The sequence below is a fragment of the Vibrio sp. YYF0003 genome, from assembly GCF_036350715.1.
Taxonomy (GTDB): domain Bacteria; phylum Pseudomonadota; class Gammaproteobacteria; order Enterobacterales; family Vibrionaceae; genus Vibrio; species Vibrio natriegens.
In genome coordinates this window covers 786,918-799,376 of the sequence record NZ_JAZDWA010000001.1, presented here as the reverse complement: position 1 = coordinate 799,376, position 12,459 = coordinate 786,918, and the positions used below count along the sequence as shown (strand labels likewise).

The following is a 12,459-nucleotide window of genomic DNA, read 5'->3' as shown; positions in this document are numbered from 1 at the left end:
AGCAATAAAAATAAAGAAATAGGGACGGTGTCAATAATTAACCTCCCTATCTAAAGCAGCAATAAATTAATAATCCCCCAGAGTTGAGAGAGCCCCTCCATGTTTTTCCTGAGCATGGAGCGGGTTCCTTCAACCCAAATAAAGTGAAACTAAGTGGTAATAATATGAAATCATCTACTCCTTTATATTTGGTCAAATCCCCTCTAATTAAATCTTTTACTATGACAGCTTTGACATTGGGCTTATGTGGTCAGGCAGTGGCTGTGGAATCCATGGGTGCCAAACCGTTGCCAGAATTTACTAATTACGACAATGGAAACACGGTCTATTCTGGCTATTTTCGTGGTGGTTGGTCGACTAGTACTCAAGGCTCACCAAAGCAATACGCGATAGGCTCTTTGGGTCGATTAGGAAATGGTTACACATTCGCTGGTTGGTATGATCTTCAGGTCGCTCATCGGGTTTACAATGAAAACAACCGCACCGTAAAAGCAGTCGCTATGATTGATGGCAACGTCGGTCAGGAGTACGCATGGGAAGGGTTTGGCTACGATAACCAAAGCGCGCTGCAGTTTTCTGATCTTTACGTTGATACAACTGGATTTATTCCTGGCGCACCAGATGTGTCACTTTGGGTGGGCAGACACAAACAAGTCGACTACGAAATTCAACTTCTCGACTGGAAAGGTTATAAAGGCACCGGAGGCGGCGGTGTAGGTCTGGATAATATCGATCTTGGTTTCTCGAACTTAGGTATTTCTTTATTACGTGAAGATTTTGATGCAAGTAATAGCGTTATTGATCACTCATATGTAGATATTAATAACGTTGTGCATGATGTGATGAAAACAGAAAAAGAAACACTCAATACCAACGCGCTGGATATTCGCTTTAAAGCCATTCCAGTGACCGAGAATATGACACTTGATTTCTATACCAAATATCAGTTGCCTAATGATGAATCAAAAGTCGAAGAGTTGGTTGGCTATGAAGTGGCTGACGCGTTGAGCTCTGTACTGATGTTGACGCAAAACTTTTCTGAAGGCGGCTTCAATCAGTATGGATTGCACTATGCGACAAACTCTATTGCGAGTACTTTTGGCAGTATCGATGGACCTAACCCTGAATATGTTTTGAACGACAGCAAAGGGGCGCAAGCGGTACGCTTTTTCTCTCAGGGCGAAATGTATTTTGCTGATAAACAGTTCATTATGGCACATGCTTTTGTTCTGACTCACGGGGACGATCTTTACACCTATGTGGCTAATGGTGGTGCAGCGAATGTAGAGACAGATAGCGTTCGTGCGGTAATTCGTCCAGCCTACATTTGGGATCAATACAATCAGACCGGCGTGGAGTTGGGCTACTTCAAGCAGAAAAATGTACTGGATGGAGAAGACTACATTGAAAGTGGTTATAAAGTAACGGCTTTCCATACTTTCAAAGTGGCAACCAGTATGTTGCGTTCAAGACCAGAAATCCGCTTCTACGCAAACTACATGGAGTCGCTAGATAACGAAATTTCAAACTTTACTTTCAACGATGGAGGCACCGATCAGCTTAGCTTTGGTGTACAAGCGGATATCTGGTGGTAATGCCAAACGTAGAAAACAACTGAACTTTTCTTAGCTCTTTTGCCACACTCTCGGGTGTGGCTTTTTTGTTGTTCTCACGTGGCTTAGAGTAGGTCTTGCGTAGATTCACGCACGATCAACTTACCCGTTAATGATTCTTTTAAGGTAGGTGGCGTATCGTTATTCATCAATTTGAACAACATACTACCTGCCGTATCGACAATCTCATGAACAGGCATGGCGATAGTCGATAAAGGTGGGTCGATAAAACTGCTGACATCGTCATTATCTAGGCCAAATACCGATACCTGTTCTGGCACGGCAATGCCTTTTTCCCGAAGTGCCTTGATTGCTCCGATGGCAATCGCATCGCTGAAACAACAGATGGCGCTAAACGGAACGTCTCGCTCTACTAGGCTAGTACAAGCGTCATACCCCCCTTGATACAGACAATCAAATCCTTCAGCAATCAAAAGAGGATTTAATTCGATACCAGCGCTTTTTAGTGACTCTTGATAGCCTTGTAACCTTAGGCGAGAGGTTAACAACTGATACTTACCTGCAATGTAAGCGATGTCTTTGTGTCCATGATCAATCAGATAGTCAACAGCCAGTCGTGCAGTGGCCGCCTGATCAAACCAGACACAATGATCGGGTTTATTGATTAAGTGATGGTTGAGCACCACCAGAGGAATTGGTAATTCGTCAATTAAGCTTTCTAACTTGTCACCGATGTCGCTGCCTTCAATGCGGGAGCTTTTGTAATAGATAATGCCATCACAGCGGCGATCAACTAATTTGCGAATCGACTGAATACTGGATTCGATATCATTACCATCGACTTGAGATATCATCAGAAATTTGCCCGATTTATTCGCAAGTCGCTGAGTCATGTCGATTAAATTATTGATGTATTGCGAAGAATTATGCGCGTCAGGAATAATAAGGCCTATGGTATCGGTCGTTTGCTTAGACAGCGAGCGCGCAAGTACATTAGGGCGGTAATCCAACTCTTTTACTGCTTCAAACACTGCTTTTTTAGTTGCTTCAGATACTCGGCCGGTACCATTCAGAACTTTGGAAACCGTGGATTTAGATACGCCGACCCGACGAGAAACATCCAAAATTGTCGCCATGCTTTTTTAGTCTCGAAAAAGAAAAATTACTAGTGAGTAATGTAAAGCAATACTGGTCTAAAAACAATTTACCAGTTGTTTCAAGTTGCTATCAAACGCTTTCAACTTTTTATGTTTTGGGCTGGGGGAATATCGAAAATAATCCCCCCAGTTATCTGATTTTGATCTATTGAGACGGGTATTACTGTTTCCACCACTCAGAAAACGTCTGGTTGTTGTCCTCTAAGCCAACGATTTCTCCAATCATTGGCGTCATTAAGCGGTAATCCTGTTTCTGGCTCGCCAGAGTAATGCGCTCTAGCGGTTCATACCAGGCATGTTTAGCCAGCTTGAATTTACTATTGTGCGAAGGTAATAGTGCTTTTGCGTTGAGATCTTTGGCTGCCTGAGCGACTTCTTCCGGCATCATATGAATGAATGGCCAGTTTTCGTTGTATTGGCCAGTTTCAAGTACTGCGACATCGAAGCTGCCAAACTCCTCAGCTATTGCCTTGAAGTGCTCACCATAGCCACTGTCGCCGCCAAGGTAAATCTTATGCTGACCGGATACGATAGCAAATGAGGCCCAAAGCGTGCGGTTTCGCTTTAGCAATCTGCCCGAAAAGTGTTGTGCTGGAAGGAGGTGAATTCGGCCTTCTTGCGTTGCGATCGAATCATACCAGTCGCCTTCTGTGATCTGCTCCGGCTTGAATCCCCATTGCGTGAAATAAGAGCCGACACCAATAGGCGTCACAACTTGGTTAATTTTATTTTTAAGTGCATTGATGGTTGGGTAATCGAGGTGGTCCCAGTGATCGTGAGAAATCAATAAGTAATCTACCTCTGGAATATCATCGGCGGTGTAAACATTGCTGCCAGGAAACGCCACATTGGTGTAGGGAACCGGAGAAGCGTTGTCGCTGAAGACTGGGTCAATTAAGTAGCGAATGCCGTCTAACTGGATAAAGTAGCTGGAATGGCCCATCCAGACCATAACATTGTCACGCGGATTCAGCCCCAATAAGTCCGACTTTACCGAAGGCAAATTGGTGACCGGAACGGCATCGACAACCTGTTCGGTTAAGAAACGATAGAATCCAACTAATGCCCCTTCGCTTGACGTGGATACCGGAACCTCTTCAATATTGTGAAACTTCCCGTCGATATACTTACCTTGGTAATTGTCCACTTTTACCTGAGGGGAGGCAAACTGAGGTTGTAGCATATAGGTGTAGATACCCGCGGCAACAATAGCAAGTAAAGCAACAATAACCTTGAGTAACTTGCGTAGTTTTGGCCACAGCCTTTTGCTCTTTAGGTACGATAGCTCTATGGTTTGAGTTTCAGCTTGGCGCATTGGGTCTCCACATTCTTATTAGGCGTGTTTAAGGTGGCGTTACATTGAAATTGTGCTGAATCTGATTGATTAGACACTTAGTCGTGCGCATCTTAGATTCATATGCATAAATTTGAACCGCCTATTCTCATCAATTCACCGTCGAGAATAAAGACCCATTCTTATTTTATTTTTGCCTATTTGTTTTGATATCGTAAAAAGCCACGGTCTTCAACCAAAAAGACCGTGGCTACAAGGTTGGGACTAAGACTTAGATTACAAGGATAATCCAGCCAAATAGCCTTCTTCGACTGCTTCCATGGCTTTTCTTACTTTCTGTGCATCACCAATAGTGACGATCTCAGAGACATGTTGCTCTAGATCTTCGACAGAGAAACTCACAGGGCGTGAACCGATAGCCATCACGACATTGTCAATAGCAGCCAGTGTCTGAAGTTGTCCGTCATTCTCAACGACCACCGCATCGTTATGGATTTCTTTGACCTGAGTGTTGGTCAGAATCGCTACATTGTGATGCTGCAAATCCTTCATTAGATACTGTTTGGTCGCGGAAGGAGTACCGACAAAGATATCGCTGTTCATTTCTATGATAGAGACATCATGCCCATGGTTTGCTAAGTGTGCTGCGGTTTCTGAGCCGACCAGACCACCGCCGATAACCACAACACGCTTACCTGCCTGAGCACTACCTTGAAGAATATCGTTTGCGGTCAATACATGGTTTAGATCCTTGCCAGGTATATTCGGTACAAACGGAGAAGCTCCGGTCGCGATAATCACGCTATCTGGTTGGCTATCTCGGATCATGTCCAGTGTAAGCTCGGTATTGAGATGAACAATAACGCCCAGTTTATTAAGCTGATTAACCTGCCAAACGGTGAATGAACCCAATTCTTCTTTTGTCGGTGGGATTGCTGCCAGCACCCATTGTCCGCCTAAACGGCTATTTTTCTCAAAAATTTCTACCTTATGACCACGTTGTGCGGCAACAATGGCGGCTTCCATCCCCGCGATTCCGCCCCCGATGATGAAGACTTTTTTCTCGCGCGATGCTGGAGTAATTTGTCGTTCAGATTCGTGACCTGTCATCGGGTTAACAAGACATTTAATCGGCAGTTGCTGCGCGTTACGTTGAATACAGCCTTGTAAGCAGCCAATGCAGCGAATGATGTCATCAAACTGACCAGCTTGTGCTTTGTTTGGCAGATGTGGATCCGCCAATGATCCGCGACCCATAGAAATCATATCAGCTTGCTTAGAGCGCAATACCGATTCCGCGATTAATGGGTCATTAATACGACCTACAGCAATAACGGGAATTGAAACCACTTTCTTCAATTCTTCACTGATATTTGCACTCCAAGCGTGACCAACAGCCGTTGGTGGAATAATGGTTTCCGTGCTGGCATACACACCGTTAGAAGCATGAATGAGATCAATGCCTGCATTTTCAAGTAACATGGAAATGACTTTACTGTCTTCGGTTGTCAAACCACCTTCCACAAACTCGTTGACTGACATACGGTAGATAAGCGGGAAATCTGTGCCGACTTTGGATCTGATATTGGCGATGATTTCGAGTGCGAAACGAGCACGGTTGAGAATGGTACCACCATATTGGTCGATGCGTTTGTTGGAAAATGGCGACATAAACTGGTTCACCAGGTAACCATGAGCACCATGAATTTCGACCGCATCAAAACCAGCTTTTTTTGCACGTAGAGCGGTATCACCAAACTGTTCAACCAGCTGTTGAATTTCCTCGACAGACAACTCGCGTGGCATTGCGTTAACGACTGGGTCAGGGATAGCGGAAGGCGCGACAGGTTGAACACCAGTAATTTCTGCACAGGTTTCACGACCAGCATGATAAATTTGCGCCGCTATTTTAGCGCCGTGCTGGTGGACACGCTCAGTCAGTTGTTGGTGACTTTCGATTTGAGAATCATCCCATAGGCCTGGTAGTTTCACAAACCCACCCGCTTCAGGGTTAATTTTGTAGTCTTCTACAATGATGAGTCCCCAGCCACCTTTGGCTTTTTCTTCGTGATAGCTAATGAACTGCTCGGTACAAGTTCCGTCCTCGTTGGCGTAATTTGAAACCATAGGAGGCACTACAAGTCGGTTTTTCACCACCATATTACCGATTGAGATCGGTGAAAATACATGATTCAACATAGTTTGGTCTCGCAGAATTAAATATTAATTATTTTGTCTGAGATCAAAAAAAATAATTAATATCTAATATGTAGCAGTAAGAGGGAATATGCTCTTCTTAGCCGTTGACGTGGAAATAATATATGGCGTCAATAAAACAATCCACATTAATTATATGGTTAAAAAGCGATAGTATTGTTGCTCGTTTGTAGGCGCATGTAACGTGTTAGTTTGTTTGTATTTAATATAAATGTTTATTAAACAATAATTTAAGATTAAAAGGCTATCTCTCATCACATTAACATTTTTGCTGTTTTAATGCTTATTGTGGAAAAATATTCCAGAGTGTTCATCATTTTTGTTGGGATTAATTTGTGCTAGATGACGGGTAGAGATAGGGAAAATGGAGTGAAACCAGAATGATTTTCAATTAAGTCGTAGTAACTCCGTTATTATGGATTTTGATTCCAGACAGATAGGAATTTAATTCTCTTTATTTACTTATTAACAATGCTCATAGTGAGGTTAAATAATATTAAAGCGAATCCCGTTGGTTAATACCGTGGGGGAGTGGGCTTGATATAGAAAAAGAAAATAACAAAGGATACAAAGAATGAACAACGTTGTTATGGTGACCGGCGGCACACGTGGAATTGGCTTTGAAACCGCGAAAAAATATCTGACTCAGGGTGACAAAGTCGTCATCGCTAGCATTGATGCTCCAGAAGTGATTGAGCTGGCAATGACAGAGCTCTCAGCATTGGGTGAAGCGGTGTTTATTGAGTGTAACATCGCCGATGTAGAGCAATGTCGCCTGGCCGTGGAGCAGACGGTAGAAAAATTTGGCACCATTGATGTACTTGCAAATGTAGCCGGTGTTGTCGGGCAGCGTGTCTCTCTGATTGAAGCTGAACTCAGTGACATTTTTAACACCATTCAGATCAACCTGATGGGTACCATTCAGTTATGTCACTACGTCGGTAAAGTAATGGCAGCGAATAAGTCGGGTGTTATTGTCAACGTAGGTTCTATTTGTGGTTCGATAGCGAATACGGAAAATATCGGCTACCACGCCAGTAAAGGTGGGGTGCGAATGGTGACTCAAGCCCTTGCCAGAGAATTGTCTCCGTACGGTGTGCGAGTCGTATCTGTTGCGCCGGGCTGGGTTAAGACAGGTATGATTGATAAGCCAATTGAAGAGATTGGCAGCAAACTGCACATGAAAGGTCGCATTATTAACCCGGTTGAAATCGCCAATGCGATATACCTAATGTCGTTACCGGAAGCGAGTGCGATTAACGGTTCCACTATCATGGCCGATGACGGTTATTCGTCATTTAAAGGGGTTGATGGTTACCAAGCGTAGAACTGAAATTTCAATCCAGACAAACAAAAGCGGCGCTAAAATTAGCGCCGCTTTCAATTGGATCGGAAGATTAATGACTTTGGTTACATTCTCAATCTAAGCCCATCAGGCTGCGGTTTAGATTCTTTTCTTGTGCACCAGAAGCGAAGTCATCAAACGCTTTTTCGGTACGATTAATTAAGTGCTGTTGGATAAAAGGAGCACCCTCAGCTGCGCCTTGTTCCGAGTCTTTAAGGCAGCATTCCCACTCCAGTACCGCCCAACCAGAAAATGCATATTGGGTCAGCTTGCTGAAGATTTGCACGAAGTCGATCTGACCATCGCCCAGTGAACGGAATCTTCCTGCACGATCAACCCAGCTTGCGTAGCCGCCATAAACGCCTTGCGAAGCACTGGCGCGAAACTCGGCGTCTTTGACGTGGAAGGCTTTGATACGATCATGGTAACGATCGATGAAGCCTAAGTAGTCCATGCCTTGCAGTAGCATATGGCTTGGGTCGTACAGAATGTTGGCGCGCGGATGGTAGTTAACGCTCTCCAGGAAACGCTCGAAGCTTGTACCATCGAACAGATCTTCACCCGGATGGAGTTCATAACAAACATCAACACCAGCCGCGTCAAATGCATCCAGAATTGGAAGCCAGCGTGCTGCTAGCTCCGCAAATCCTTCTTCAACCAGACCTTGTGGACGCTGTGGCCATGGGTAAACGTATGGCCACAGTAGCGAACCAGAAAACGTCGCATGCGCGGTCAGACCAAGGTTGGCAGAAGCTTGAGCAGCCAACATGAGTTGTTGCGTTGCCCACTCAGAGCGAGCCGTAGCATCACCACGCACCGACTCTGGAGCGAACTGGTCCATCAAGGGCTCATAGGCAGGATGAACTGCCAGAAGCTGACCTTGAATGTGAGTAGAAAGTTCACTGATTTGCAGACCAAACTCAGCAAGAGTCAGTTCAATTTGCTTACAGTAGTCTTTATCTGTTGCCGCTTTTTCCAGATCGAAGATCTCAGGATTCAGTGTTGGCATTTGCAGCGCCTTATAGCCCTTCTCTGCAGCCCATGTTGCCAGCCCTTCAAGTGTGTTGAATGGTGCCTGGTCAGAAATGAACTGCGCGAGGAAAATAGCAGGACCTTTAATTTGTTGCATAATCAATTACCTTAAAATTTAAATTAGGCGTTTGCAGTTTGCGTTGAAGTAGAGCGATTCTCTTTGAAGAACAGGATGAATAGCAGTGCTACGCCAGCCGCGAACATTGCTGGAATCCACCAGAAGCTTGCCCAGTTATCAGGTGTTAACTGATTTGCGCCTTGTAAGAATTCGTTGTAAACCATGCCGGCGATTTGCGCGCCAACCAGCATACCGACACCGTAAGTCACCAAAACAAGTAGACCTTGCGCCTGGCCGCGGTTGCTATCGTTACATTGTTTATCAATGTAGATTTGGCCTGTGACAAAGAAGAAGTCGTAACATACACCGTGTAGTGCGATACCAGCCATGATCATCCAAACCACTGAGTCAGGAGCGCTGATCGCGAATAATGCATAGCGAAGGACCCAAGCACCCATACCAACAACCAGCATCCATTTCACGCCCAGACGACGGAAGAAGAATGGCATCAGTAGCATAAATCCAAGTTCAGAAACCTGACCTAGTGTCTGGATACCAGCGATATTCGCCATGTCCATAGAGCTTAGGAAAAGCTGAGTAAAGTTGTAGTAGGCTGCTAGCGGGATACAGATTAGGAACGAAGCCAGCATGAAGACAAAGAATGCTGGGCTTGCTAGCTGCTTAAATACGTTGATGCCGGCAATTTCGGCGAATGATGTTTTTGTTCCTTTTGCTGCAGGTTGTGTGTCAGGTAGCATGAAGCTAAAGATACCAAGAATCACACTTGCCGTTGCTGCTGTGTAAAGTGGCATTGCTGTTTGCTCTGCGGCTACGCCGAACACACCGCTTAATCCGAAGCTGATAAACAGACCTGCAATGATCCAACCAATGGTACCGAACACTCGGATCGTCGGGAATTGTTTCTCCTGGTCTTCGATGTTTCTAAATGCCAAAGAGTTAGACAAGCCTAATGTCGGCATGTAAGCCAAGTTATAAGCCAACAGTACCACTATAAACAGGGTTGGATTCTCAATGGTCTGAGGGGCTGCGAATAAAAATGCTGCGCCTAAAAGGTGTAGCGTGCCTAAAACTTTTTGCGTGGCGAAATATTTATCAGCAATCAGACCAATGAAAAATGGTGCAATAACCGCCGCCAGCGGGTTAACCGTATATGGCCAGTGAGTCAGATCACTCATGCCTACCTGAGACATGTATACCGCGATAGAGGTGTACCACGCCCCCCAGATGAAGAATTGCAAAAACATCATGGCGCGCAAGCGAGGAACAATAAAATTGTTTTTTTTCATAATATTATCCATTTATTGAAGTAGGGGTGTTTCACAAATTGGTTATTCTGTTAGTCGATAGTCACCCAGCGTCTTTCTTTGCTTGAAGTCAGAGCGGCATCGATAAGTTTGGCGGCGCGAAGACCGTCATCAAAAGTCGGTAAACCTTCTGGTTTCTGGCCGAGTAAGGTGTCATAGAAATCACTAATGAAAGCATCGAAACAGTGGCTGTAGCCTTGTGCATGACCAGCAGGGGTCAATGACAAGCGTTTTTGTTCAGCACTACCTTGGGTCGGATCTCGAACCAGTAAAGTGCGCGAATCACGTCGACCAACCCATAGTTGCTCTGGCGTTTCCTGGTCAAATTCAAGGCTGGCGTTGCTACCATCAATTTCAAACCAAAGGCGGTTCTTACGACCTGCAGAGACCTGGCTAACTGTTAGTGTTGCCGGTGTGCTTTTATCGGTAATTAAAAGTAAGTTAGCGATGTCTTCAGTGGTTACAGCTGAACTCTCTGTTGATACTTCAGTTTCAGTACGCTCGCTGAACGTCTCAGTTGCGTTGGTTGAACGCTCTTTCTGCGCAGTATGGAAATGGCTGGTTAAATCTGTGAATCGCTCACCCGTTACCCATTCTACTAAGTCACACCAGTGGCTACCTATATCGGCAAATGCGCGTGATGCACCGCCTTGTTTCGGGTCAACACGCCAGTTGTTATCCGTTTGTTCAAGTAACCAATCTTGCAGGTAGCTGCCGTGAATTAAATGCAATAGGCCAATTTCACCGCTTGCAATGCGCGCTTTAGCTTCACGCACCATTGGATGGTAGCGGTAAACGAATGGCACACCAGTGATTAAGTCTTTCTCTTGCGCCAACTGTTGAAGCTCGATGGCGTCTTCTAAATTAGTGGCTAATGGCTTTTCACAAATAACATGTTTTCCTGCCTCAAGTGCTTGTTTAGCCATTGGGTGATGAAAACGGTTTGGAGTGCAGATGTGCAGTACGTCTACTTGTTCACTTTGTAACGCTTGCTCTAAGTCGTCGAATACCATCACGCCCCATTTCTCTGCGACCGCTTGAGCTTGCTCTGGGTTGGCATCTACTAATCCAAGTACGTTCACTCCAGCAGTTTTCAGAGATCGGAAATGCACATGGGCAATCATTCCCGTCCCCACGATTACTGCATTAATACTTGATTTACTCATTCTACGCTCCGTTTATGTCTTCTTGTGTAACATTACATTTCATTACATTAAGCTATATCAAAATGAATTGGTGGCTAAATAATTCCTGAATTTCCTGCTTGTTTTTATGCCTTGAATCACAAACTAAAAGTACTTTGAGAGTTAGATCACGGTGGGTTATTCACTCGAAAACATAGAGTGAAAATGCATTACGTGTTACATTTGTTTCATTGCGTTTTATATAGGTATGAAAATCTATGCGTCCATCTGTCGCTGATGTGGCTAAATATGCTGGTGTATCCACAGCAACGGTTTCGAGGGTACTTAATGACAGCCAGTCTATTCGCCCACACACCCGGGAAAAGGTGAAACAAGCCATTGAAACTTTGGGCTACCAACTGCCTGAAAGTAATCCGGTGATGAAATTAAACGGGACAAAACTCGTGATGGTACTTGTGCCTAACATTGAGAACCCTTTTTATAGCGGTATCGTAAATGGCATTGAAGCAGCTGCCAGAGAGCACAACTTCTCCGTCATTCTGACTAATACCGAAGGGGATGGATGGGAAGAACTTAAGTATCTGGACATGCTGGAGCAGAAGCAGGTTGCTGGCGTTATTAGCCTAGATCCAATGACTGCGCAGTTAGAGTTGCCTGAGCGTATTGTTCACTTGCCTTGGGTTGCTTGTTCTGAGTATGTGCCAGATTCGCAGGTTGCTTACGTAAGTATTGACCACAAACAAGCGGCTGAAGATGCGGTGTTATATCTGGTATCTAAAGGCCATAAACGCATCGCGTTAGTGAACTCTGACGAACGCTATATCTATGCTCAACAGCGTCGTGAAGGTTTTATCAGCGCTATGCAATCGTCCGGATTAACGATCGAAGACGGTTACATTCAGTCGATGGGCGGCATTGATTATCCATTAGGTGAGTTAGCGGCGCGACGTTTGTTGACTTTGCCTTCACCGCCAACCGCTATTTTTGCCGTTTCAGATATGCTGGCGATTGGCGTTATGAAAGCGCTATTCCGAATGGGCAAGGCGGTACCTCAAGATGTTGCGGTAGTTGGTTTCGATGATATTCCAATTTCAGATATGTTTGAGCCATCACTCACCACAATCCAGCAGCCAACATTCGAAATGGGTCAGGCGGCAATGAAAATGCTGACTCAACGTATTGAAGGCAACACTGCAACATCGAAAATCATCCACCATTCGTTGATGGTAAGACATTCAGCGTAACTACCTGTTTCCCTCTGCTATATTTAATTGCGATTATTACGTTGCAACGCTCACGATATCGGATTGTT

General features: G+C 44.8%; 9 protein-coding genes. 3 read left to right on the top strand and 6 right to left on the bottom strand.

What is annotated here, in order from left to right; all coding sequences use genetic code 11:
• The first annotated feature begins 164 nt into the window (after positions 1–164).
• Positions 165–1,595, top strand: coding sequence for a carbohydrate porin (locus tag V1U08_RS03465; protein WP_330469929.1), 1,431 nt, complete (start codon positions 165–167; stop codon positions 1,593–1,595).
• An 83-nt stretch (positions 1,596–1,678) separates the two neighbouring features.
• Here the strand turns inward: V1U08_RS03465 and V1U08_RS03460 are convergent, their stop codons facing one another.
• The 3 genes from V1U08_RS03460 to V1U08_RS03450 form a co-directional block, all read right to left on the bottom strand.
• On the bottom strand, positions 1,679–2,710 hold the full coding sequence (locus V1U08_RS03460; RefSeq protein ID WP_330469928.1) for a LacI family DNA-binding transcriptional regulator: 1,032 nt from the start codon (positions 2,708–2,710) through the stop codon (positions 1,679–1,681).
• A gap of 181 nt (positions 2,711–2,891) precedes the next feature.
• Complete coding sequence (locus V1U08_RS03455; protein ID WP_330469927.1) at positions 2,892–4,046, bottom strand: MBL fold metallo-hydrolase; 1,155 nt, start codon at positions 4,044–4,046, stop codon at positions 2,892–2,894.
• 255 nt (positions 4,047–4,301) lie between these two features.
• Entirely contained in the window at positions 4,302–6,224 is a 1,923-nt protein-coding gene (locus V1U08_RS03450; protein ID WP_330469926.1) for an oxidoreductase, read from the bottom strand.
• Positions 6,225–6,816: 592 nt separating this feature from the next.
• On the opposite strand from V1U08_RS03450, the gene V1U08_RS03445 reads away from it, so the two are divergent.
• Positions 6,817–7,569 carry an SDR family NAD(P)-dependent oxidoreductase gene (locus tag V1U08_RS03445; RefSeq protein WP_330469925.1) on the top strand — a complete coding sequence of 251 codons (753 nt, stop codon included), beginning with the start codon at positions 6,817–6,819 and terminating at the stop codon, positions 7,567–7,569.
• A gap of 91 nt (positions 7,570–7,660) precedes the next feature.
• Here V1U08_RS03445 and V1U08_RS03440 read toward each other — a convergent pair whose 3' ends face one another.
• From V1U08_RS03440 to V1U08_RS03430, 3 genes are read right to left on the bottom strand one after another with little or no spacing between them, the layout of a single operon-like run.
• Positions 7,661–8,716 carry a sugar phosphate isomerase/epimerase family protein gene (locus V1U08_RS03440; protein WP_330469924.1) on the bottom strand — a complete coding sequence of 352 codons (1,056 nt, stop codon included), beginning with the start codon at positions 8,714–8,716 and terminating at the stop codon, positions 7,661–7,663.
• Between the two features lie 23 nt (positions 8,717–8,739).
• Positions 8,740–9,984, bottom strand: a complete 1,245-nt coding sequence (locus tag V1U08_RS03435) for an MFS transporter (protein ID WP_330469923.1) — start codon at positions 9,982–9,984, stop codon at positions 8,740–8,742.
• 50 nt (positions 9,985–10,034) lie between these two features.
• The gene (locus tag V1U08_RS03430; protein WP_330469922.1) at positions 10,035–11,168 is read right to left on the bottom strand and encodes a Gfo/Idh/MocA family protein; all 1,134 of its coding nucleotides are present in this window, start codon (positions 11,166–11,168) and stop codon (positions 10,035–10,037) included.
• A gap of 236 nt (positions 11,169–11,404) precedes the next feature.
• On the opposite strand from V1U08_RS03430, the gene V1U08_RS03425 reads away from it, so the two are divergent.
• Positions 11,405–12,391: a LacI family DNA-binding transcriptional regulator gene (locus V1U08_RS03425; protein ID WP_065298331.1), complete on the top strand. Its 987-nt coding sequence runs from the start codon at positions 11,405–11,407 to the stop codon at positions 12,389–12,391.
• Positions 12,392–12,459 lie beyond the last annotated feature (68 nt).

Excerpts from the sequence above, each read along its gene's own strand:
- V1U08_RS03465 (WP_330469929.1), top strand. The coding sequence starts at position 165 with ATGAAATCATCTACTCCTTTATATTTGGTCAAATCCCCTCTAATTAAA.
- V1U08_RS03445 (WP_330469925.1), top strand. The coding sequence starts at position 6,817 with ATGAACAACGTTGTTATGGTGACCGGCGGCACACGTGGAATTGGCTTT.
- V1U08_RS03430 (WP_330469922.1), bottom strand. The coding sequence starts at position 11,168 with ATGAGTAAATCAAGTATTAATGCAGTAATCGTGGGGACGGGAATGATT.
- V1U08_RS03450 (WP_330469926.1), bottom strand. The coding sequence starts at position 6,224 with ATGTTGAATCATGTATTTTCACCGATCTCAATCGGTAATATGGTGGTG.
- V1U08_RS03440 (WP_330469924.1), bottom strand. The coding sequence starts at position 8,716 with ATGCAACAAATTAAAGGTCCTGCTATTTTCCTCGCGCAGTTCATTTCT.
- V1U08_RS03460 (WP_330469928.1), bottom strand. The coding sequence starts at position 2,710 with ATGGCGACAATTTTGGATGTTTCTCGTCGGGTCGGCGTATCTAAATCC.
- V1U08_RS03435 (WP_330469923.1), bottom strand. The coding sequence starts at position 9,984 with ATGAAAAAAAACAATTTTATTGTTCCTCGCTTGCGCGCCATGATGTTT.
- V1U08_RS03425 (WP_065298331.1), top strand. The coding sequence starts at position 11,405 with ATGCGTCCATCTGTCGCTGATGTGGCTAAATATGCTGGTGTATCCACA.
- V1U08_RS03455 (WP_330469927.1), bottom strand. The coding sequence starts at position 4,046 with ATGCGCCAAGCTGAAACTCAAACCATAGAGCTATCGTACCTAAAGAGC.